The 22,514-nt window shown below is 32.9% G+C and carries 24 protein-coding genes; 13 read left to right on the plus strand and 11 right to left on the minus strand.

Translation table 11 applies throughout. The annotated features are described in order from the left end of the window. Window positions 1–93 precede the first annotated feature (93 nt). The 4 genes from IJQ68_RS04920 to IJQ68_RS04935 form a co-directional block, all read right to left on the minus strand. Complete coding sequence (locus IJQ68_RS04920) at window positions 94–291, minus strand: hypothetical protein (RefSeq protein ID WP_292797732.1); 198 nt, start codon at window positions 289–291, stop codon at window positions 94–96. Window positions 292–308: 17 nt separating this feature from the next. Then, on the minus strand, window positions 309–1,394 hold the full coding sequence (locus IJQ68_RS04925) for a hypothetical protein (RefSeq protein ID WP_292797733.1): 1,086 nt from the start codon (window positions 1,392–1,394) through the stop codon (window positions 309–311). Between the two features lie 218 nt (window positions 1,395–1,612). Continuing rightward, entirely contained in the window at window positions 1,613–3,331 is a 1,719-nt protein-coding gene (locus IJQ68_RS04930) for an MATE family efflux transporter (RefSeq protein WP_292797736.1), read from the minus strand. Window positions 3,332–3,340: 9 nt separating this feature from the next. After that, window positions 3,341–5,035: an ATP-grasp domain-containing protein gene (locus IJQ68_RS04935; RefSeq protein WP_292797739.1), complete on the minus strand. Its 1,695-nt coding sequence runs from the start codon at window positions 5,033–5,035 to the stop codon at window positions 3,341–3,343. A gap of 269 nt (window positions 5,036–5,304) precedes the next feature. On the opposite strand from IJQ68_RS04935, the gene IJQ68_RS04940 reads away from it, so the two are divergent. Both IJQ68_RS04940 and IJQ68_RS04945 read left to right on the plus strand, forming a co-directional pair. Then, on the plus strand, window positions 5,305–5,472 hold the full coding sequence (locus IJQ68_RS04940) for a hypothetical protein (protein WP_292797742.1): 168 nt from the start codon (window positions 5,305–5,307) through the stop codon (window positions 5,470–5,472). 259 nt (window positions 5,473–5,731) lie between these two features. Beyond that, window positions 5,732–6,511, plus strand: coding sequence for a DUF4013 domain-containing protein (locus IJQ68_RS04945; RefSeq protein WP_292797744.1), 780 nt, complete (start codon window positions 5,732–5,734; stop codon window positions 6,509–6,511). A 636-nt stretch (window positions 6,512–7,147) separates the two neighbouring features. Here IJQ68_RS04945 and IJQ68_RS04950 read toward each other — a convergent pair. Next, window positions 7,148–7,531, minus strand: a complete 384-nt coding sequence (locus IJQ68_RS04950) for a helix-turn-helix domain-containing protein (protein ID WP_292797746.1) — start codon at window positions 7,529–7,531, stop codon at window positions 7,148–7,150. Window positions 7,532–7,623: 92 nt separating this feature from the next. Between IJQ68_RS04950 and IJQ68_RS04955 the strand changes: the two genes are divergently transcribed. From IJQ68_RS04955 to IJQ68_RS04970, 4 genes are all read left to right on the plus strand, one after another. Further along, window positions 7,624–8,565 carry an aldo/keto reductase gene (locus tag IJQ68_RS04955; RefSeq protein ID WP_292797748.1) on the plus strand — a complete coding sequence of 314 codons (942 nt, stop codon included), beginning with the start codon at window positions 7,624–7,626 and terminating at the stop codon, window positions 8,563–8,565. Window positions 8,566–8,620: 55 nt separating this feature from the next. Further along, a complete protein-coding gene (locus tag IJQ68_RS04960) occupies window positions 8,621–9,154 on the plus strand; it encodes a flavodoxin family protein (RefSeq protein ID WP_292797750.1) in 534 nt (177 codons plus the stop codon). 62 nt (window positions 9,155–9,216) lie between these two features. After that, on the plus strand, window positions 9,217–9,786 hold the full coding sequence (locus tag IJQ68_RS04965; RefSeq protein ID WP_292797753.1) for a YdeI family protein: 570 nt from the start codon (window positions 9,217–9,219) through the stop codon (window positions 9,784–9,786). Window positions 9,787–10,055: 269 nt separating this feature from the next. Further along, a complete protein-coding gene (locus IJQ68_RS04970; RefSeq protein ID WP_292797755.1) occupies window positions 10,056–10,619 on the plus strand; it encodes a flavin reductase family protein in 564 nt (187 codons plus the stop codon). A gap of 109 nt (window positions 10,620–10,728) precedes the next feature. Here IJQ68_RS04970 and IJQ68_RS04975 read toward each other — a convergent pair whose 3' ends face one another. Next, entirely contained in the window at window positions 10,729–11,151 is a 423-nt protein-coding gene (locus IJQ68_RS04975) for an EamA family transporter (protein ID WP_292797757.1), read from the minus strand. A gap of 196 nt (window positions 11,152–11,347) precedes the next feature. Between IJQ68_RS04975 and IJQ68_RS04980 the strand changes: the two genes are divergently transcribed. Genes IJQ68_RS04980 through IJQ68_RS04990 form a run of 3 tightly spaced genes read left to right on the plus strand, consistent with a single transcriptional unit; the run spans window position 11,348 to window position 14,129 of the window. Further along, window positions 11,348–12,463, plus strand: coding sequence for a low temperature requirement protein A (locus tag IJQ68_RS04980; RefSeq protein WP_292797759.1), 1,116 nt, complete (start codon window positions 11,348–11,350; stop codon window positions 12,461–12,463). 47 nt (window positions 12,464–12,510) lie between these two features. After that, window positions 12,511–13,074: a TMEM175 family protein gene (locus IJQ68_RS04985; RefSeq protein WP_292797762.1), complete on the plus strand. Its 564-nt coding sequence runs from the start codon at window positions 12,511–12,513 to the stop codon at window positions 13,072–13,074. Window positions 13,075–13,088: 14 nt separating this feature from the next. Next, window positions 13,089–14,129: an aldo/keto reductase gene (locus tag IJQ68_RS04990; protein WP_292797765.1), complete on the plus strand. Its 1,041-nt coding sequence runs from the start codon at window positions 13,089–13,091 to the stop codon at window positions 14,127–14,129. A 6-nt stretch (window positions 14,130–14,135) separates the two neighbouring features. Here IJQ68_RS04990 and IJQ68_RS04995 read toward each other — a convergent pair whose 3' ends face one another. Then, window positions 14,136–14,732: an HXXEE domain-containing protein gene (locus IJQ68_RS04995; RefSeq protein WP_292797767.1), complete on the minus strand. Its 597-nt coding sequence runs from the start codon at window positions 14,730–14,732 to the stop codon at window positions 14,136–14,138. A gap of 124 nt (window positions 14,733–14,856) precedes the next feature. On the opposite strand from IJQ68_RS04995, the gene IJQ68_RS05000 reads away from it, so the two are divergent. The 3 genes from IJQ68_RS05000 (at window position 14,857) to IJQ68_RS05010 (ending at window position 17,487) form a co-directional block, all read left to right on the plus strand. Beyond that, window positions 14,857–15,324, plus strand: coding sequence for a DUF2115 family protein (locus IJQ68_RS05000; protein WP_292797769.1), 468 nt, complete (start codon window positions 14,857–14,859; stop codon window positions 15,322–15,324). A 10-nt stretch (window positions 15,325–15,334) separates the two neighbouring features. After that, window positions 15,335–15,886 (plus strand): DUF2115 family protein, encoded by a 552-nt coding sequence (locus IJQ68_RS05005; RefSeq protein ID WP_292797771.1) that lies wholly within the window; start codon window positions 15,335–15,337, stop codon window positions 15,884–15,886. A gap of 401 nt (window positions 15,887–16,287) precedes the next feature. Continuing rightward, window positions 16,288–17,487, plus strand: a complete 1,200-nt coding sequence (locus IJQ68_RS05010; protein WP_292797773.1) for an ATP-binding protein — start codon at window positions 16,288–16,290, stop codon at window positions 17,485–17,487. Between the two features lie 434 nt (window positions 17,488–17,921). Here the strand turns inward: IJQ68_RS05010 and IJQ68_RS05015 are convergent, their stop codons facing one another. Beyond that, window positions 17,922–19,610 (minus strand): YhgE/Pip domain-containing protein, encoded by a 1,689-nt coding sequence (locus tag IJQ68_RS05015; RefSeq protein ID WP_292797775.1) that lies wholly within the window; start codon window positions 19,608–19,610, stop codon window positions 17,922–17,924. Window positions 19,611–19,711: 101 nt separating this feature from the next. Between IJQ68_RS05015 and IJQ68_RS05020 the strand changes: the two genes are divergently transcribed. Beyond that, window positions 19,712–20,146: a PadR family transcriptional regulator gene (locus IJQ68_RS05020; protein ID WP_292797777.1), complete on the plus strand. Its 435-nt coding sequence runs from the start codon at window positions 19,712–19,714 to the stop codon at window positions 20,144–20,146. 27 nt (window positions 20,147–20,173) lie between these two features. Here IJQ68_RS05020 and IJQ68_RS05025 read toward each other — a convergent pair whose 3' ends face one another. The 3 genes from IJQ68_RS05025 to tsaA form a co-directional block, all read right to left on the minus strand. Further along, window positions 20,174–20,344: a hypothetical protein gene (locus IJQ68_RS05025; protein WP_292797780.1), complete on the minus strand. Its 171-nt coding sequence runs from the start codon at window positions 20,342–20,344 to the stop codon at window positions 20,174–20,176. Window positions 20,345–20,530: 186 nt separating this feature from the next. Beyond that, window positions 20,531–21,556, minus strand: coding sequence for a virulence RhuM family protein (locus tag IJQ68_RS05030; protein ID WP_292797783.1), 1,026 nt, complete (start codon window positions 21,554–21,556; stop codon window positions 20,531–20,533). A 273-nt stretch (window positions 21,557–21,829) separates the two neighbouring features. Continuing rightward, on the minus strand, window positions 21,830–22,222 hold the full coding sequence (gene tsaA, locus IJQ68_RS05035) for a tRNA (N6-threonylcarbamoyladenosine(37)-N6)-methyltransferase TrmO (protein WP_292797785.1): 393 nt from the start codon (window positions 22,220–22,222) through the stop codon (window positions 21,830–21,832). Window positions 22,223–22,514 lie beyond the last annotated feature (292 nt).

A 22,514-nucleotide genomic window follows, 5' to 3' on the forward strand; every position in this document is an offset into this window, starting at 1 on the left:
GTGACAAAAGACGTTCCCGACAATTCAATAGTTGCAGGTAACCCCGCCAAATTCATTAAAAGAATTGATGAGTAAATCATCAATTCCACTTTTTTATATTTCAACACCACTTTCAGTTAGGATTCTCTCACCCACTAGCTGCTCCTCCTCAAAGTTACTTAAGTAATTTTTATAGATTTCATCGCCTTCAGAAGACAGTTCCATAATGTATCTTAAAACATCATCTCTTGAATAGCTGAAGTAAATATCTAAAGAGTCACTGATTCCCATCAGTTCCAACTGTCTATTCAATAATTCATTGCAGTATTTTAAAACCCATTTCTGGTCATTTGCAACATTAACATAAATCCAGTAGTCGCTGAATCGTTAATGTATTCTGCAATGTTCTGATGGGACTTTTCATTACCTGCTTGGGACTGAGGAGTTACAAAAGTCCTTAAGATATTATTTCTAAAAATTTCAGTCTGCCTAGTATAATCTGGCTGATAGTTATTACCACTTAAAATCTTAGATTCAATTCCTGGGGGTACAATAGCTACATTGCTTCCGGCAGTAGTTCCATAATCAGCATAAAGATTTTCCTTAGCAGTGGATGAAAGTTCAGTAATATATGGTTGACCGTTTGCATCCATTGCAGGTTTAACTTCAATAATATTATCTTTATTAATTCTCTCTACCTGATTTCTCTCCAAATTACACTTGTGGTATATATCATCAAGGCAATTTAGGATAATGCTTTGCGCTTCTGAGTAAATCTCATTATACATGAAGTTAATAACATCAGTTGGTTCGTACTTGACCGTTAATGTTCCCTCTTCAACACTGACATAGTTATCAAACTCTTCCGGAGATCCGTTAACAATATCCTTAGGCATTTCATGAAGGTATAGCTGCACTTCATTATCATCATTAAACTCTTTTTTTAATCCATAACCGTGTGCGCCGATTTCTAAAAATATTGGTTTAATGTATTTGCCAATGCTTTTATCCCAACGTTGCACAGGTTTAATAAGGCCTTCACCGTCAACCATTCCTCCTTGCAAAATATTTTTAGCTACTTGAGAAATGTCAATTTTTCTGGCCCATAAAATTAAAGTCAGTTTCTGCTCTTGAGATAATTTGTTTTCCTTATCCACAAGAACCATATTAACATTAGCTTTATCAATTCTATTTTTCAAAATACCTGAAGTATAACCGTCAAGCTTAACAGCGTAACGCGCATTAGCTATTGTTTTATTAATAACTGGCGGAAGTGCATCAGGCAAGTCAAGGCCAGTATTGATTCCATCAGTTCTAGGTTGCCTTTCATCTTCACCCCAATAGCTGCGCTTGGTGTTGTACTGCTCCACACGATTATTCAATAATCTTGTTTTGATGTAATCAGTAATTCCCATATTAATCATTTCCAAATATTATATTATTTATTATATTTATTATATAAAATAAGTAATAAAATTTTTGAAATATGAGGCAAATTTAAAAGTAATAAAAATATATATGTGCTTCTTTACGGGCAAAAAATTCACTCATCAGATTAACAAAACAGATTTGATTATTTCCCTGATATTTTGTCCTGTGAGGGTCAAGGTAAAGAGAACCAAAAGCTGCTTTTTCATTTAATTGTAATGACTATATTGTTCAATCCCAATATTTGGGAATAATCTATTTTTTGTGAAACATTATTAATGATTGCAACATTGGATTCTATGCTTTCATCCTCCATCACATTAATGCCTATGCCTGAATACTTGATGGAGATGAGAATATACTCATCATTATCCCTGATGATTACATCAATCAAATCAATACTCTCGTTGATGTCGATGATATGAACAATCATGTCTTCAATTGCCATGCTCACCAATACAGATATTCTTGCATCATCAAATGACTCCCGGATGTTTTCAGACAGGTTAACCACATCCTCAACATTTCCATGGATTGTGAATTCAAAAACTGATTTTGCATCATGTTTCCTATTTAGGAAAAATCCGTTGTATTCGCCATTGCTCCTTTTAGCCTTAACTTTAGAGTAAATGAAAATGAACAGCACTGTTGCAAATTCAGACACCACAAGTGAAATCCAAAATCCTTCAGATCCCCAGAAGTAAGTGAATAGGTATGCAAATGCAATAGGGAACAATAATCCCTGAAAGAGAGTGATGAGATTAGCGAATTTATCATACTGGACAGATTCAGCATAAAAGCTGTACAGACTAGTTATTGCAAATGCAATGAAGCTAACTGAAAATATTCGAATGATATTCATTATTGTGGGAATATCGGCAGGATTTTTAACATTAAACAGGAACAGTACAATTTGCGGAAACAGTATAAGCAAGACAGAAAAAAACAATGCAAATACACACACTATCTTAAGGGATCTTTTTGTTACATAATCCACACCAGTAAAGTCCCCCTCCTTATAATAAACTGCCGAAATCGGTAAAATGGATTGAACAGTGCCTAAAATGAAGATATCAACTAAAAATAATGCATTATAACACATAGAATATGCAGACAGACCTAAATCCCCTAAAAGTCCCGCAATCAAAGCGTTTAATATGACCAGCCTGATTGTAGTGTATAAAGGAATTGAAGCAGCAGCAAAACCTGATTTACAGATATCTGCAAGATAACCGAATATCTTTGATGTTTTAACTTTAATTAACCGTAATGTCCTATTGGACTTGAAGAAGTAAATGGTAATGTAAATTGCAGAGACGACATGCCCCACTGTGGTCGCCATTGCAGCACCTGCAATCCCCAAATTCAGGAATTTCATCAAAACAACATCAAATATTATGTTTACAACATTACAAATCAAAAATGCCCTGAACTGCATATCTATGAATCCGTCAGTCTTGATGAAATATGCCACACTCACCATATAACATTCAAACACAATTCCAAGAGCATAGTAATAAAAGTATTGAGTAACGAATGACTTCAATTGAGGAGACTGACATAACAGATTAACATATTCCCCTTGAAACACGATTGTTGACAATGTAATGAGCAGACCAACTATTATAATCCCAATGATGGAAATCGTGAAATATGAATTGCTGCGCTCCTCATCAAATCCTGCCTTGGCCATTGTGCACACTACACTTCCACCCAAACCTATCAACCAGTAAACAACATTGATAAAGGCAACAAAAGGCTCGATACTTTGAACAACTGACAAATATACTGAACCCATGAACATGCTGATGAAAAATGCATCAACCAGAACTGCAAAATTGCCTGCAATCGAAATCATCAATGTCGGGAAAAACAGTTCCCGGAACTTGCTGTTCAATAAATTGAAATTACGCTCATATGTCATGATATCCAACTATCTTTTTGATGCAATAACCATTCTGTTCAATTTATGTATCGGCAATTCTATTTTAAAGTCCAATACCTTTAGAAGCGCTTCGGCACCCAATCTTGAATTAGGCATGAAATCATAAGTGGTCTTTGGAATGAAAATCAGCCCGCCAAACTTGACCTTATCAAAAATATCAAGGAAACGTTTGACAATCTCATCAGCATTCATATCCGAAAGGCTCTTATTCAGATTGATGACCACACAGTCAAAAGTTCCCTTGATTTTATCCAAATCATCAATTGAAACTTGGGATACATTCAAATTATCAAAAACACTTTCAGTGACTAAAAGAGAAGTTCCATATGCTTTAATTTCATTCATTAAAGATTCAATTCCTTTAAAAATATCATTATCGTCAATGACCACATCATCACGCAATTCCTCACTGAAAACCAATTGGAAGGCACGTTTTTCAAGATCCCTTATAAAGTTAATGTCTCTTTGAAGTTGATTAGAATCTTCATGAGCCAGATAAACTGTACCTCCAGAAGTCTCCAAATCTTGGGTTTTGGAGAATGTTTTAGGGCTTTCAATTGGGTCGAGGTCTGTTTTAAAGAAGCTTTTCAAGTTAACACCGATTGAATTCATAGGAGATGACTTAGCAATCAAGTCTTTTGGAACAATGAAGCTTTTTACAACCCCTTGTGCAAATAAATGATATCCTTTCATGCGCTCCAAATTGAATTTTTCAGGATTCAAATAGGAATCAAGAGCACTGTCTGTTTCGTGCTGACCTGAAATGAAATCCATGAATTTCCTATCCAAACTGCCTCCATGAGGGCGGCAATTCACTTCAATCAAAACCGGACCGTTTTCATCCACCATATATTCACCATGAACCGGACCGTACTTGACTCCCAATGCATCTGCAACATCATAAGCATATTCGACAAGTTCAGATTCACCTATTCCCAATTCGTTAACGGTTTCATCATAGTCATAAATGTTACCTCCTTCAGCAGTTTCAATCTTGTTGTATTTCCATATCATGGTAACACGGTGAATTCCATTGCAGGAAACTGTGTCTATGACATATTCCTGACCGTTGATGCGTTCCTGAATTACCAGTTCATTCAACTCGTTTCCGTAAACTCCAGTCAGGTTAAACACTTCCTTGACCGCTTCAATCATTTCATGTCTGTTGGAGCATAATCGAACCCCAACTGATGCAGCACTGTATACAGGTTTTACAACAACCCCATCAAGGCCTTCTGCATCATAATACTCTATTGCCTCATCCAAGGACCTGACAACTTTGCCCTTGATTGAGCGAAGACCATTTTCAGCCAATCTGTTCTGCATTTCATCCTTCAGGGTCAATGCATCAATGTTTTCAATAGGATTGCATAAAAGATCCAAATCATTTGCAAGCCTTGTGGCAAGTATCACACCGTCTTCAGTGCCAGGAACGATGATCAATGGATCAAATTCCCTCACCATTTCAAGGGTTTCCTCATAAGTGTCTTTTTCATAAATCAAATCAAAATCATTTTCAATTAATTCATATTCTGCTTTTACTTCTTCCTGATAGGCCAGTGCATCCTCAGAATCCCCAAATGGATTCATTTCCAGAACTACAGGATTGCAATTCCTATCTATTATATCCTGAACATAATTCTTACCAGTTGACATGCATTGGACAATGATAATATTTCTCATAAAAAAACACCTATTAAACAATCATTCATTATTTATTTCTTTCATTAATTATATATAAAAAAGTTATTTAATACCTTATTGCAAAAACATCCTATAATATTCCACGAAATTAAATTTATAAAAAGTAATCATATTAATCTAGTTTGTCTATCAATATTACTTGGCTCAACAATTTCTTTTACAACTTCACCGTTTTTAACATCACTAATTAAAAGTTGTGAATCCGGATTGTGCACCTTTTGATTTTTTTTAACCAGCTTAGTTGAAAAATGAATTTTAAATCAAGATTATTCATAATCTTAATCCGGTCTCTCTTTTTATTCAGCATGCCTTCAGTTTCAGCAGCTGACGAACAGATGGATATTCGGGGATATATTGATTTAAAGCTTGAAAACACTAATGATGTATTATTATCGGACAATCCTCATTCAAGTTAAACGGCAAAACCTACAAAGTCAAAACCAATGAAAAGGGAATTGCACAGAAGACATTGACCAAAAATGTTATTAAAAAGCTCAAGAAAGGCAAAACTTACATTGTGAAGGTGACTTACCTTAAAAATACAATTAAAACTACAGTTAAACTCAATAGATGATTAATCCATCTATTTTTTCTATTTTTTAAATTTACAACATGAAAAATCAATTAGTAACTTTTATTTAATCCGATTTTTAAAATAATATTAGAGGAGTAGTCATGCCATTGTCTATAATGAAAAAAATATGGTCCTATTGCACATACAACAAACCATTTTTCCTGCTAGTTTTCATATTGTTCTTTGTATTGGAATATTTCATGGACACCTATTCTAATTTTAACACCAAAAGAGCATTTTTAATAGTAATGTTAATTAATATTATATTGTGCGGTTATGGGATGACAATTTCTCGTGATAGGATGAATAATGGTATTAGACTACCTAAAATAATGATAAAAGATATTATAGTCCTTGGAATTAAGTCTTACATCGTTTTTACCGTTTATCTATTGGTTCAAGGATATGTTTTAGATTTAATATGTTCGCCCCTGAATTTCCCTGAATTCGATTTGGAAGACATGTTATTGAAACTTCCGGAAACACTCCACACATTATATTCCCATAATCCTGTGGATGCATTAGCTTTCATAATTATTGGAAGCATCCTATTTTACATCACTTCATTTTTCATGGAAATTGCATTGGGAAGACTTGCAGATACCAATAACTTCAAAACAGCATTCAATTTACTTAAGATTAAAAGTGACATTGATTTAATAGGGTGGAGGAGTTATACGAAAGAATTCACTGCCATTGTCGTGGCAATTGTCCTTTTTGGAGCCTTTAAATATATTGTCATTCCTGTTGAAATTTTGAATTATATTTGGAATGTTTTTTTAGATTTATTACTAATCTCCGCCCAATTTTTAGGCATTGGAGCTATTTATAGTCGAATTAAAGAAAAGAAATCGAATTTTGACTTCTCTAAAAGCCAATAAATAAATGAAAAAAGTTATAACAATCTTTGTAGGGTGTCAATGAAACTAGGCTCTGAAATTTCCTTTACAACATCACTATCTTTAACATTACCAATTAAATGAGGTGAATCTGAATCTTGCAACTTCCAATTCCTTTTAACTAGGTGCCGTCGTTAACATTACTATTAATTGAATAACATATTCAATTTTATTCTATTTTTTTCAATTAATTTCAAAAATCCTAAAAGTAATAAAAATATATATACTTCTTAGTTTTATATTATAATTTGAGAGCGAAAAGTAGTAAATATTTTGTATAGTATACGGGCAAAATCCATTGTACATAATTTGAGCCTTATTTAACTTATAAGTCACTAATATTAAGTTTTTTCTTCATTAACTTAATATAACTTATTTTATAATTTTGTTAAGCGTAATATGTTTATATTTTTAAAAAATAAGTCTTTTTTTAAGGAATTAATTTGGCATTTTTTGATGGGTGTTTATATTTTGTATAGTTTTTTCAGTATATTGACTGTATATTTGGTGTATATTCTTTTAAAAATCATTGGGAAATCATCCGTTAAATATTTCAGGTTTCCAATAGATGAGATATTGTAGTATTGTTCTGAATAGTTCACAATTAAATAAGACAAATCATTCAAGTAATTGCTTTTTAAATCCTTTTTTGGTTTTTAAAATTGTTTCTTCACTATAATACTGGGTATTATTTTCCAATGTGAATTCAACCAGGTCATAGATTATTTTATTTAATGATTTTCCTTTTTCAGTTAGGTAATATTCAACTTTTGTTGCATCGTTTTCATCAATTACTCTTTCAATCAGGTTTTCATTTTCCATATATCTCAAACTTCTAGACAACGCTTTATTGGATAAATCTGGTTTTCCCTCTTTAAATTCACTGAATCGGCATTTTCCAAAAAACATGTCACAGATTATTTGCAAAACCCATTTTCGGCCAATAATGTCGAGAGACAATTCTACTGGACAATGTGTAAGTTCAAAATCAAAATATGTCATATGAGTTAATATTGGTTTTTGTTTTATTTAATTATAAAAGTGTCATGGCTGTCACTTTAGTTTTTTATACTCCAACTTAAAGAAATTGTATCATGACTTTAAAAGATAATCTCGCAAAAATTGCCCTTGGTGCTTGGGCATGGGGTAATGACGGAACATTCGGAAATGAACACAAAACTGAAGACTTAAAACCAATATATGATAAAGCAATGGAATTGGGCTTAAATTTATGGGATACTGCTTTTGTATATGGTATGGGAAAATCTGAAGAAGTTTTGGGAGAATTTTTAAGAACTTCAAAACGTGATGATTTTGTCATATCCACCAAATTCACACCGCAGCTTGCTGAAATGTTTGAAGGTAACAGTGTAACCGCAATGTATGAAAACAGTGCCAAAATATTGGGTGTTGATGATATAGACATTTTTTGGATTCACAATCCTGTAGATGCTCCTAATTGGACAAAAAAATTGGTTGAAACAGCAAAAGATCATGATATTGGAATGATAGGTGTTTCAAACCATAACCTTGCTGAAATTAAGGAAGCTAATGAAATTCTAAAAGAAGCCGGATTAAAATTAGGTGCGGTACAAAACCATTATAGTCTACTCAACAGGTCTTCTGAAGATTCCGGAATTCTTGAATACTGCAAAGAAAATGACATCATCTTCTTTTCATATATGGTATTGGAACAGGGAGCATTATCCGGCAAATATGATGCCACACATCCATTCCCTGAAGGCTCCGATAGGGCAAATGCATATGGGGATAGTTTAGCCGAAATTGAGGAGCTAAACAAAGCAATAGCTGAAATTGCAAAAAATCATGATGCAAAAGTTGCTCAGCTTCCAATTGCATGGGCAATTGCTAAAGGAACTCTTCCAATTATAGGCGCAACAAAAGTTCATCATGTGGAAGACGCTGCTGACGCTATAAAAATAGAATTGAGCGAAGATGAAATAAAAACAATGGAAGAATTGGCCGATAAAGCCAACATCAATACAATAAGAATTTGGGAAAAGGAAATGAAATAATTTCCTTTTCAATTTAAATATATTTTTCCTGGAATAACTGGAAGGGATGTTAAAAATGAAAATTATCGTTTTGAAAGGAAGTCCGAATATTAACGGCTCTTCCAATATGCTTGCAGACAACTTTATTATGGGAGCAGAAGAAGCGGGTCATGTTGTTGAAGAAATTGATGCTGCCCATGCAGACATTGAACCATGTACAGGTTGTGTCAGCTGTGGTTATGAAGGACCATGCATACTATGTGATGATATGGATATTTTTAGAGAAAAAATTCTTGAAGCAGATATGCTGGTGTTTGTAACTCCATTATACTATTATGGAATGTCTGCACAGCTCAAAGTTCTAATTGACAGATTCTGTTCAGCAAACAGTTCCATTCAGTCAAGGCATTTCAAATCTGCACTTCTAACTGTTGCCTATAATTCTTCCAATTGGACATTTGATGCACTGGAAGCACATTATGACACTTTGGTCAAATATCTTAATTTGGATGATCAAGGAAGAATTTTGGGTTATGGTTGCGGCACCCCATCAATGACAAAATACTCTGATTATCCTAAAGATGCTTATGAATTTGGAAAAAGCTTATGATTCTGTTTTATATTATGTTGTTTTAGAAAGAGGATATATAATATTTTAATAAAAATATTATTATGGATTATGAAAATATTCTGGACTGCAAAAGCAGAAAAGAGTTTTACGAGTGGTTGAAAGACAATCACGAACGTGAAGAGGAATGTTGGGTTGCCTGTAAAAGAGGAAAAATCCAAGACGATGACATATTTTACTATATCGATGCAGTATATGTCGCCTTATGCTTTGGATGGATTGATTCCATACACAAAAATATCAATGGAAAAAGAATGCAAAAATTCACCCCAAGAAAAAATAACAGTCCATGGGGAGAGCTAAACAAGCAAAGGTGCAGATATCTAATAAACCATGACTTAATGAGCAAAGCGGATGATGTTCTTCCAGATCTTGATGAGGAATTTGACATTAAAGAGGATATCTTAAATAAACTTAAAATCGATGAAGAAATCTGGGAAAACTTCAGCAACTTTCCTGAACCATATCAAAAAATAAGAATAGGGAACATCGAACGTGAGCGAAAGAAAAAGGATGTGTTTGAAAGAATGCTGAATAACTTCATTGAAAAAACTAAAGAAAACAAGATGTACGGCAACTGGGATGATTATGGAAGATTGAATTCTATAAAATAATTGACTTTAAACATATGCTTACTATTATTTCTTTAATTTATTATTAACTATAATATTTTGATATTTTTTAAAAAATGAGTCTTTTTTCAATGAATAAATTTTGTCTTTTTTTTAAAGAGTATTATATTTTATAATACTTTAGTATATTGACTTTACATTCTGAGTAAATTCTTTGAAAAATTATTGAGAAAAATATTCAAAACAAAAAGAGATTTATAAGAAATTGATGTAAAAAATTATTATTAATTATTAGGTTATGGTGTAAAATCATGTCAAGAATAAATATTGGGGCAAAGCCTTATATCATGCCGATGCCGGTGTTAATTGTTTCATCATATGATGACGATGACAATCCTTGCGCAATGTTGGCAGTATGGGGAGGCATAAGCAATCAAAAGGAAATTTCAATTACAATTGCATCACAAAGGCATACCCTAAAGGGAATCCTTGCTAGAAACTCTTTTGTGGTTAGCATGGCAGATGTGGAAAATGAGGTTGCCTGTGATTATCTTGGAATTACTCCTGGAAGCAAAGTCAAAGATAAATTTGAAAAATCAGGTTTTCATACGACAAAATCCAAGTTTGTTGATGCGCCAATCATAGATGAATTGCCGTTTGCAGTTGAATGTAGGGTAAAAAGTTATGATGAAGCAAACTGGAGGCTTGTGGGTGAAATAGTTAATGTAAGTCTTGATGAAAAAATTCTTGATGATGGTAAAGTATCATTTGAAAAGTTCCATCCGATTGCCTTTGACTGGATGAATAAAATCTATTTGTCCATTGGAGATAAAGTCGGTGACGCTTATCGTGATGGCCGTCAATTGAAAAAGTAATTATTGTGAAGAATTAATTTTGGATTTTCGATTTGATTTAATGAGAAGACATTAACATTAACAATAATGTTTTCACAAATCAAATCTCATCAAGCTATAAATTTGGTATCTAGATATTAATTAGAATCAATCCAACCATACAAACAATAATTCCTAAAATTTGATTTATAGAAACATTCTCCTTGTAGAGCAAATAACCAACTCCAATTAAAACACAAGCAAGACCAATGTTTGCAACTACAGTTGCTGTGCTAACTGTCCACCCAGCTCTGTAGACAAAAACATATCCAACTTCAAGACCAACAATTGCTATCGCTAGAATAATTGATGTCCAGTTGATTTTTGATATTTCAAAGACAACATTTGATGGGCCAACCATAAATGCAAAAATAATTGCGGATATTATTGCCGCAACCAGATAAGTAATCATCAACGCTCCAAACGGATTCACATCATTTGGCATTGACTTCATACAAATGTTATAAAAAGTATTTGCAAGAATTACAATTAGAATAGGCCAAACAAATTCCAATTCAAAATTAAACACCGTTATATTATATGATTATAATACTCATTTAAAATATTTGTTATTTACAAGAAAGTAATTAATGTTTCCAATAAGCCAGTTAATTTAAAAATTTCAACATTTGTTGTGATTTGAATTAGTTGCTAAAAACAACATTTAAAAATAATTTAAAACATATACTTTCATTAAATAAGTGATTTTAATGGAAGTCAAAACAAAAGATGTTGAATTAATAGAATTATTTTATGATTTGATTTTTGTATATGCAATATCTAAGTTAACTGCACTGATTTCAGAGCCTATAAATGGAATAATTCCTCCATATAACTTTTTTGCTTATCTGATTACTTCATTTGTAATTCTGCAGGCATGGCTTTACTTTACAAACTATGTGAACAGGTATGGACAGTGGAAATGGTATGATTATGCCCTGGCATGCGTAAACATGATTTCAGTAATTTATATGGCAAATACGATTTCCCATGATTGGGCTACAATGGCATTTCCGTTCGATCTTTCAATGCTGGTATTGTTGTTGACTGTTGTGGCATTGTATGTCATTCAGGCTAGAAAAGAGCATTCAATGGAGGGTGCAGCAGGTAATTCAATAACAATACTGTCAGTGGTTTGCACAATTTATGTAATTGCCATTCTATGCACTCTTTTTAATCTGACAGATTATGTTATCTGGATAAATGTTGTTGCAGTCTTAACTGGTGCATTTTTACCATTCTTTATCAGGGGGAAGTTTGACAAAAGCATTATCAGTTTTCCACATCTGGTTGAGAGATTTGAACTGCTGACAATCATAACTTTCGGCGAGGCAATTGTCGGCCTTACACATTTCTTTGATACAACAAACTTTAATTTCATCCCAATTCTAGTATTCCTTATTATTTTAACAATGTTTGGATCATATGTTATTCAGATTCATCGTTTAATGGAACATCAAAGAGTAGAAAGATCGCTACGATTAATGTTCAGCCACTACTTCATAGTAATCAGCATCAATCTGGTCACAGTGGCTTTGGAGCTCGTACACTCCGGTGAAGCAAACCACTTATTTGCAAGCGGATTGATGATTATATCTCTGGTTGTTTTCTACCTGTCAATAATGGCCAATAAGGAATATTATAAGCAGAATATCAAATTAACAAAAAGAGACGTGTTGTTGATGATGGGAACCACAATTTTAGGAATAGCAGTTATTTTGATATTCATTTCAAATTTATACGCTTTCTTAATTGGAAGCTTAATCATTACATTCGGCAATTTTGAAGTATTGCTTGTGAAGCATAAAATGTTTTTAAGGAATTGAAAACTGTTAATTATATTTAATTACAAATATTGTTTTAAGGTGATAGTTTGAATAAAGATAGGATAATGGCTTTAAGTGACGGCATTGTTGCAATTGCAGCAACAATAATGGTTTTGGAATTGGCGGTTCCTCAAACAATTTCTATTGATTCCCTATTATCTCAAGTACCTATTTTTTACTCATATGTGGTCAGTTTTTCATTAATCTATTTGGCTTGGAGATCACATCACAATGCATTTGAAAAAGCGGATTTAATTGACGGTAAAGTATTTTTGGCTAATGGAATCTGGTTATTTTTCATCACATTGATTCCATTCACAACTGCCCTTGTGGGTAATGGGCCAAGTGAAACACTAGCAGAAGCTATTTATGTTATTTCATTGATTTTATGGACAGCATCATTTCAATTTTTAGATATTGCAATAACAAAAGCAAACCCCCAAGCACCGAAAGATGAAGTACGTGACAATAAACCAAGGTTGCTTCTTTTTGGAGGTTATTTCATAGCTTTAATCGTTGCATTCATCATTCCTGAACTGACTACTATAATTATTGGGGTGGATGTTTTAATAATGGCTGCAAATCTTTTTTTGAATGTAAAAAGCGGTTGAATATGGGGATTTAAATGAAATACATTAAATTAGGAAACTCTGATTTGAAAGTCAGCAGAATATGTATGGGTTGTATGGGTTTTGGAGATCCTGAAAATGGAATGCACACATGGACCTTGCCTGAAACAGAATCAATAGAAATAATTACAAACGGACTCGACAATGGAATTAACTTCTTTGATACTGCTATCGGTTATCAGAATGGAACTTCGGAGCAATATGTTGGAAAAGCAATAAGGGAGAACGCTTCACGTGAGGATATTGTTGTCGCAACAAAGTTTTTGCCACGCTCACAGGAGGATATTGAAAACAATGTATCTGGAAGACTGCATATCCACAATATGGTTGAAAAAAGCCTGTCAAATCTTGGACTGGATTACATTGACCATTATATCTATCACATGTGGGACTACAACACGCCGTTATATGACATTCTTGAAGGCCTAAACGAGGTCATTGAGGAAGGTAAAGTTAAATATATTGGAATATCAAACTGTTTTGCCTGGCAGCTTGCAAAGGCCAATGCACTTGCTGAAGCGGAAGGTTTTGCCAAATTTGTATCAATTCAAGGCCATTACAATTTGATTTTTAGAGAAGAGGAACGTGAAATGATTCCATTATGCCGCACTGACAACATTGCTGTAACACCTTACAGTGCGCTTGCTTCAGGAAGACTGTCCAGATTTCCTGGTGAGGAATCCAAAAGACTGAATGAAGACTTTTATGCAAAATTGAAATATCAAAATTCCGAACAGCAAGATTTGGAGATTATCAAAAGAGTTGATGAAATCGCTCAAAACTATGGTGTGTCAATGACTGAAGTGTCTTTGGCATGGCTGCTTACAAAAGTGACTGCACCGATTGTAGGAGCCACCAAAATGCATCATGTTGAAGGTGCAGTCAATTCCGTTGATTTGACATTAACAGATGATGACATTGGCTATTTGGAGGAACCATATGTGGCTCATGATTTGGTGGGGGTAATGGCAGACAACAAGGTTTCAGCAGGGGATAATGAGAAAGTTTGGATTAAACACACTAAAAATAGGATTTAAATCAAATTATTCTCGCATCTTTTTAATCATTTCTTTTCTGTTTATTCCCATGCCTCCATAAACTTGTGAACTTAATATCATGAAACTTATAATAAACAATATTGTCCCGATTAAATAGTCTATTGGGCTTGCAAGGTTAAATTTGCTTAATTGGATAATTGAGTATATTGCAGCTATTGCTAAAATCCATGCCGTGACAAGACCTGGTGTGTATGGTTTATCTAATTTGTGGATTTTAATTCCAGCTGTGTGTACGAACGCTTCAAAAACGGATAATACGATTGTCATCATGAAGAAAAATACAAAGTTATCAAATATGTATCCCAACCCCAGATAAACTAACCAGAATATAAATACTGCTAAATTGGCTCTTCCCACATCAACATCATTGATATTTATTTCCAGTTTCTTCAACATTAAATCAAAAAAACCGCCCGGCCAATATTTTTCTTCGATTTCATGCAGAATCGCTAATATTGCAAATAGATTTACCAATTTCCTTACAATGGAAATGCCGTCCCAATTCAAAAAGTCATAAACTGTTAAAATAGCAATCAAAACAATGAAAATGTGCAGGTTATATTTTTTGATAAACTCAATCATGAAGAACACCTATCTTAAAAACTTAAATAATTATTTAATCGTCATTCTTTAAATTATTTTTTTTCATTTTTTCGAAAAGTTGTTTAGTAAATAGCATATACTCATGACTTACAGATAGATATTTATGAAAGCAACCGCATTACTTGAAGAAATAAGGGAAAACCTAAAGGATTACCCTATTGAATACCTGAGAAACAAGGTCACAGACGACAGATACAAGGATCCCATAACAAAAAGCCTGGCCAAATACAATTCACAAGCATGGGATGAAATATTTACCCTGAACATTACAGACGACTTTGAAATAGCGGACGGAGTGGTTGAAAACCTCAAAAATGACATTGACTTTTACTTTGACACTTATGCAGGAGGAGATGAGGAGACTAGGGAATTTACAAAATATATTTCACTTTATCTAGCACTCATTGCAAAAAGACCTCTACACCCTGTTGGAGACAATCCGACAAAAGACCAGGTGTTCATGCAAAATGGTGAGTACAAATGCAAATCCCGAATAATGAGTATTAAAGAGGAAAATTCAATGTGCAGATATTGTGTCTGCAAAAACGCAGGTTTAGCTTTCGGATTCTAGGAGAAGCATAATGACAGATGAATACCTTGAAATGTACGCTGAACTTTCAAATCTCATCATAGATGACAATATCCCCACTGGCAGTGATGTTTTGGAAATCCTTAAAAAGTATTCATCAACAATTTCAGTCTTTGACATGATGGATTTCACCTCACATGTAATCGAAGAAAACAAATACGTCCAGGAAAGCTATCGTGAGGATAGCCAAAAATCCTATATCGAATCATTCTTGTTTCGAATAAAAGACATTTTAAACGACAATAACAATTATCCTCAAAACATTGATAGGGAATCATTTGGCGAAGCAGTTGAAGTTTTAAAAACCCATTATGAAACAGGAATACAGGAGACCAAAACCAAAGCCCCATTGATTTTTGAGATAGCTTCAATATATGCAACATTTATTTTACGGGAACCCATACATCCTGTGGGCACGCCGTTTCCGGGATCTTTGAAAGTCAAAAAGGAAAACGGCGAATTCCTATGTCCTGTAAAAGAAGCCAATATAGACACTCCGAATGCAGTATGCAATATCTGTCTTGCTGAACAGTTGGAATTTTAAGGAAATATTTTTTCATCATGACTAACATTAACTATTGCAATTTAAAGCTTTTTTTCCTTGAACTGCAATATATGCTTCGAGAGCAAAAGTACTAAATATTTTGTACATTTATTGGAGAATATTAAAAAATAGAATTTTAAAAATTGAATAAGGACAAATTTGTTAAACAAATTCTAACACATCCTTATTAAAAGAAATTATGGGTGGCATGTAATACATATTGCTGCAAAATATTGGTTTTATATAAATTGTTTTTATTCATGTTTCATTTGATGTAACATAAAATCTGTTACATATTATATGTAACATGAAATTCATTATGTAATATAAAAACTATTATATATTTTGTCTAACATATTTATTATTACATAATTTGAAGTTAATTATATTTTGGTGATATCATGTCTAATCTGCCGTGGGGAACCAGCAAAGTTTTAACCGATGAAGAATTTTTCAACAGAACACAGGAAATAAGCAATCTGACAAATCTTTTAAACTCTACAAGCGAAAACAATGCACCCGATATTTTAGTGACAGGCATTAGAGGAGTGGGAAAAACTGTTCTGTTAAATAAAATCAAAGAGTATATGGATAAAAATTATCTTGTAGTATATATGGATTTTAGTGTTTCTCAAACATATCAGAAGAATAAAATGTCTCTTAAGGGATTGTATGATTTTTTCTATCAAAAAATCATAGAAGAAACACACCTGAAAGGATTAAACACTTTAAAAAATCACATTAATAAATTTTTTAAAACAAATAATTTCAAATTAAAAGAAGTGGTTGTCGCAAGTGCTTTTGACATTTCCATTCCAATCCCGATAATTGGGACTGAAAGGGATTTGGAAAGATACAGGGATTTTGTTTTTAGACTGCCTCAGGAAATATATGACAACAATAAAGATAAAATTGATGGGGTGATAATTATCATTGATGAATTTCAGGTAATTAAAGAATTGAATACTTATTTGGAATCATTTTTATGGAATTTCAGAGGATATGTGACTGAACAGAGAAATGTTGCATATATTTTAAGCGGATCCATGGGATTGCAGGATAATTTAATCTCTGAAATTGCAGGTCAAAACGGTGCATTTGGTGGAAGGATGCTGACAATAAATATCAACCCGTTTTCCAAACAGACTACACAAAATTACCTCACAGAAAGAGCACCTGAGTTAAAGTTCACTCAGGAAGGTTTTGAAAGGTTTTACAAATGCACATCAGGTATTCCATATTACATTAACATTTTTGCACGCCAACTTCCGACCAATCGGGAATTGGATGAAAACAATGTAATCGATGCATTTGACAATAATATATCATTCATTGTCAGCCATCTGATTAACGAATGGAACAGGTTAACCACAAAAGAAAAGGAAATAATAATAGCATTGATTGATTCTCCATTGAAAAGAATTGATTTGGCTCGAAAATTAAATGTAAAATCAGGTTCATTAAGTGATAAACTGAATAAATTGCAGAATTTGGATTTAATTCGCTTTGCAGGCGGTGAATATGAGATTTCTGAAAAGCTGCTTAAAAGATGGCTTGAAATCGAATATTCTCAAAAAGGAATTTATCCTTATAGATTTTAATTTATAGGTTCTAGAATGATACGTTTCTTGTAATATTATATCTCTTTTTGAATGTTTATCCTTTTCATTAAGAGGTTCAATCATTCTATTTAAAAATCGATGTTTCATTACATGTAATATTGGTGTATTTCGATAGGTTTTGCAATGTTTATCACATATTTTAATTAGTACATAGGTTATTTAGTTAAATAATTGGTTTTATGAGTTGTGATTAAAAAACAAGTAATAAAATTTTGGGATTATGGTGTTATATAAATATATTTTTCTTGGTTGTATTATAATTTGGGAGCTAAAAGTAGTAAATATTTTGTATAATCTGCGGGCAATAAAATAAGTAATAAATGTTATAGGAAAAAATAATTCGTAAAACCGGATGGGAATAATTAATCATTTAAAAAAAAAGAAAAGTTAGATTAGAATTTGTTCTAATTTAACTATAATAAATCTATATTTTTCATTTTATCTTCAAGATATTGTGCTTTTTCATCATAGAACCTTTTAATAACAACGGATATGACTATTGTTGCAAATCCGAAACAGACCAAATAGATTAAGGCACCATGATAATTTGGCCAAAATGTTCCCAGCATAGATTCTCGAATCATGGTTATCGCATGAGTCATGGGCATTATGGGATTCAATGCCCTGAAAAATGATTCAGTAAGTTCGGCAGGATAAATTCCTCCAGTGGACGAAATTTGAAGCACAAGAAGTATTATTCCAAAAACCTTACCTACAGTACCGAATGCTGAAACAAAGGAATACATTAAAATCATGAGTATGGCCGCTACGAAAAATGTTGAAAATACAAACAATGCAGGATTGGCAATATTCATGCCCAAGAGAGATATTCCGGTTAAAGTAACAATTGTCTGCAGGATGCTAATCAGAATGAATAGAACTAATCTGGCAAAATATAATTCAATTGGACGGTATTTTGTTCCAGCACTTGTTCCCGGCTTAATCATCACCGAAGTAATTACTCCTCCAATCCACATTGACAAAACAATGTAAAATGGAGCAATCTGACTACCGAAGGTATCCGCAGAATAATAGTCATGCTTTTCAAGTTTTATAGGGGAATAAAAATAATCTCCTAATTTGTCTTCATCAATTCCAGTAATGTCATCCAATGAACCTGCTGCCGCTGAAAGGGAATATGCAGCAGTAAACAACGCACTTGATGCTGAATTTGCAAGCAACTGTGAACCTGCCGCAAGACTTAAAGCACCATTTGCCAAATCACCTGAACCTTCGGCCAAACTGACTGAACCTTTAGCTAAACTTGATGCGCCTTCTGCAACCTGACCTGATGCATTGGCGAGTTTTACTGAGCTTTCAACATAAGGCTTTATAGGATCGGGCAATTGGGAGGATGCCTCTTCGAGTTGTTTTGCAGAGTCTTGAACCTGTGAAGAAGAGGAAGATACCTGGCTTGCACCTGATGACACTTCATTAACGCCGTCATTTATTTTGCTTGCACCTGATGACACTTCACTGGCGCCTGAAGAGACTTGGCTTGCACCTGATGACAATTGAACGGCGCCTGAAGAAAGTTGAATTGAACCTGATGAAAGGCCGTCCTGGAGTTCGCCCAATTTTCCATATGCCGCAACATTAATAAACTCAACAATTTTTGCATTCATTGTTCTGTAGACTTCCTTTGCACCAGAATCGGCCAATCTGCTTCCAATAGGATTGGTTTTGGAATTGGCATAGAATTCCAATTGGGCCTGGTGAGGGTCATCAGTTGTGATGGAAATGATTTGTTCGGAAAAGTTTTTAGGAATGACAATTCCTCCATAGTAAGTTCCATTTTCAACGCCTTTATGCAGATTGTCTTCACTGACAAATGTCCATTTGAAATCAGTGTTGTTTTTCAATTCATCCACTAAACCATTGCCGACATTTATTTTTTCACCATTGTATGAAGACCCGTTGTCCAAATTTGCTATTGCAAAACTTAATTCATCAGTATTTCCATACATGTCCCAGCATGCATCAACATTCAATACTGCATACAGGGACGGTAGAATAATCACTACCAATAGAATCAGCACCACAATAGGATTTTTATAGATTGTTCTAATATCATTTTTAATAATTTCAGTAATATTACCCATATATTTCACCTAAAAATATATATCCTAATAAGATATATAGTATATCATACTATATAACATTTATTAAAATCCAAGTACAAAATTTATACAAGTGAATAAAAATGAATGACCAAAAAGACCAACTGATTTCCACAATACTCAAAGAAAACCAGACCATATTAAAACACTTAAGAATAGGCCTTACAAGAATCATCATACTCTGGAAAATAAACCAAGGTCCAACATACGGTTACGACTTAATGAAAACCATAGATGAATTTTTTAAAGTAGAAATCGAAAAAGGTTTAATCAACAAAGCCAATTCCAGCAAAATTTATCCCATACTAAAAAAATTTGAAGAAAACGGAATCATCACCGGAGAATGGGAAATAAAAAATGAAAAACGCATCAAAGTCTACAACATCACAGAAAAAGGAAAATTAGCCACGGAACTTCTAAAAAATACTGTAAATGACATAACCGATGGTTCCGAATGGGAAAACTTTTTAAAAGACGTGTTTAATGAAAAAATAACACTGCTAAAAAAAGAAGAATGAAAAAACCTATTTTCAACAAAACATTAGCTATATTATCCTATTGATTACAGGCGGAAGTGCATCAACAATATCAATGCCAGTGTTTATTCCACTAGTTTTGGGCTGCCTTTCATCTTCACCCCAATAGCTGCACCTGGTGTTGTACTGCTCCACAAGATTATTCAGTAATCTTGTTTTGATGTAATCAGCAATTCCCATGATAATCCTTTCCAAAAATATTATATTATTTATTATATTTTTCCTATAAAATAAGTAATAAAATTTTTGAGATATGGGCGAATTTAAAAGTAATAAAAATATATACTTCTTAGTTTTATAGTATTAATTGGGAGCAAAAAGTAGTAGACATTTTGCGATGTATACTGGCAATACTATAACATGAATTTATTTTTCAATGAGTAGCCTTCTGGTTCTTTCCTCAAATTTGTTGTAGTCAGATTTATAGTTTTTATCCTGTATTGGTTTGAATTTCTCAAATTCGGTTTTTACAAACTCATCAGCGACTTTTCTTGAAATTCTTCCACGACCTTCCAATATTTGATATTCGTTGAATTCCAGAAACTTATCCAATCTTTCAGCCCAATCCTTCATCGACATGGCTTTATGTCTTGAAGCCTGATTTTCAGCATAATCCAGATACATGTTGACAATGCGGTTCAGTTCGGAAATTTCATCTTCAGACAGATAATTTTTTGCAACCTTTGTATCGCTTAACATGATTTTACCGTCCGGAGCATCCTTCCATGTGGTTAAACCCATATGCTCTTTTTCACTATCCGCACGGAATTTTATGATTTCAGGGGGTGTCAGACCTGAAACCGCATAATGCAATTTTGACTGAACATTTTTAAAAAAGTCGATTGTAACTTTCGCTTTAGGATTATAGTCATAGGATGTTGCAAAAATGTCGGTGACCTTTTCATACACCCTTCTCTCGGAGGATCTGATTTCACGAATCCTTTCTAAAAGTTCGTCAAAGTAATCCTTACCGAATCGGGTGCCATTTTTTAAAAGTTCATCATCTAAAACAAATCCCTTAATCATATATTCCTTTAAAATGCCAGTGGCCCAGATTCTAAAATGTGTTGCGTTTTTGGAGTTGACTCTGTAACCTACAGATATAATTGCATCCAAATTGTAGAATGTTGTTTTTCTTTTTACTTCACGATTGCCCTCTTTTTGAACATGTGCAATTTTTGCACAAGTTGAAATTTTACTCAATTCTCCATCATCATAAATATTTTTCAAATGTTTTGTAATGACAGAGCGGTCCACATTAAACAATTCCGCCATGGTTTTTTGAGTGGCCCACATTGTTTCTTTATCTTTATCAATAACTACCTCAATTGAAACTGCCCCTTCATCACTTTCATACAATAATGTATTGACAATTTGATAAGTTTCATCCATGATATGACCTCCTATTAATTAATCAGAAAAATTATAACTATTATTATATTAAACAGAAAGTTTAATAAATTTTTTGTTTGAAATAAGAGCAATTTAACTAACTGAAACAATATTGCACGATGAAATCAACATTAACGATTGAGATTTTGAAAATTGTTTCCTAGGCAATATTGACTTTACATCAGTGTATCCGAAATTGTACATCTTACCGTAAAATTAAAAAAGTGCCGAAAATTATGCAATAAATAAAAATTAGTATTGGGGAAAATCAATTCATAAAATGTCTTTTATATCAAGTATGGGTGTACCATTTAACATGTCAACTCCGGTAAATTTAATGATATTTCCATTGATTTCCTTTATTTTTATTGTAGAGACTCCGATAGGATTTGGCCTATTTGGAGCATGAGTTGAAAATAAACCTTTTATTGGACCATCTCCTCTAAAAGGAACTCTTTGTTCAAATCCTTTGGATTTATGGAAATAGAATAAAACCATGTATTCCTCACCAACTTCCATGCTGGACATACTTTCCAAGTATTCCTCATTAATCACTATTTCAGCTTCTATATCTCCAGACTCTCTAGTTGATTTTGGCATGTTTTTCACGTCTTCATACGGGGACTTAATGTAGCCAATTGGCTTAAAAATTATTTCTTCAATCATAATTCATTTCTCCATCAAAAATTATAAAATTTGAGATTATCAAATGATTATATAATAGATTTTATTATATATAAAGAAGTATGTCAAAAATATTCGTTTTAATCATTTCTCGCATCTTTTAATAATTTTTACTATTAGAGTAGTATATTTACAAAAAAATTAAATTTTGTTGATTTTTAACTTTTCATTTTAATTTTTGAATTATTATAACTATTTTTGTTTCAATGTTTTCATTGGAAATATTTTTCAATTATTATTCATAAACTGTATAATTTATATATTTTTAAAAGTA

This window comes from Methanobrevibacter sp. (assembly GCF_017447225.1).
GTDB lineage: Archaea > Methanobacteriota > Methanobacteria > Methanobacteriales > Methanobacteriaceae > Methanocatella.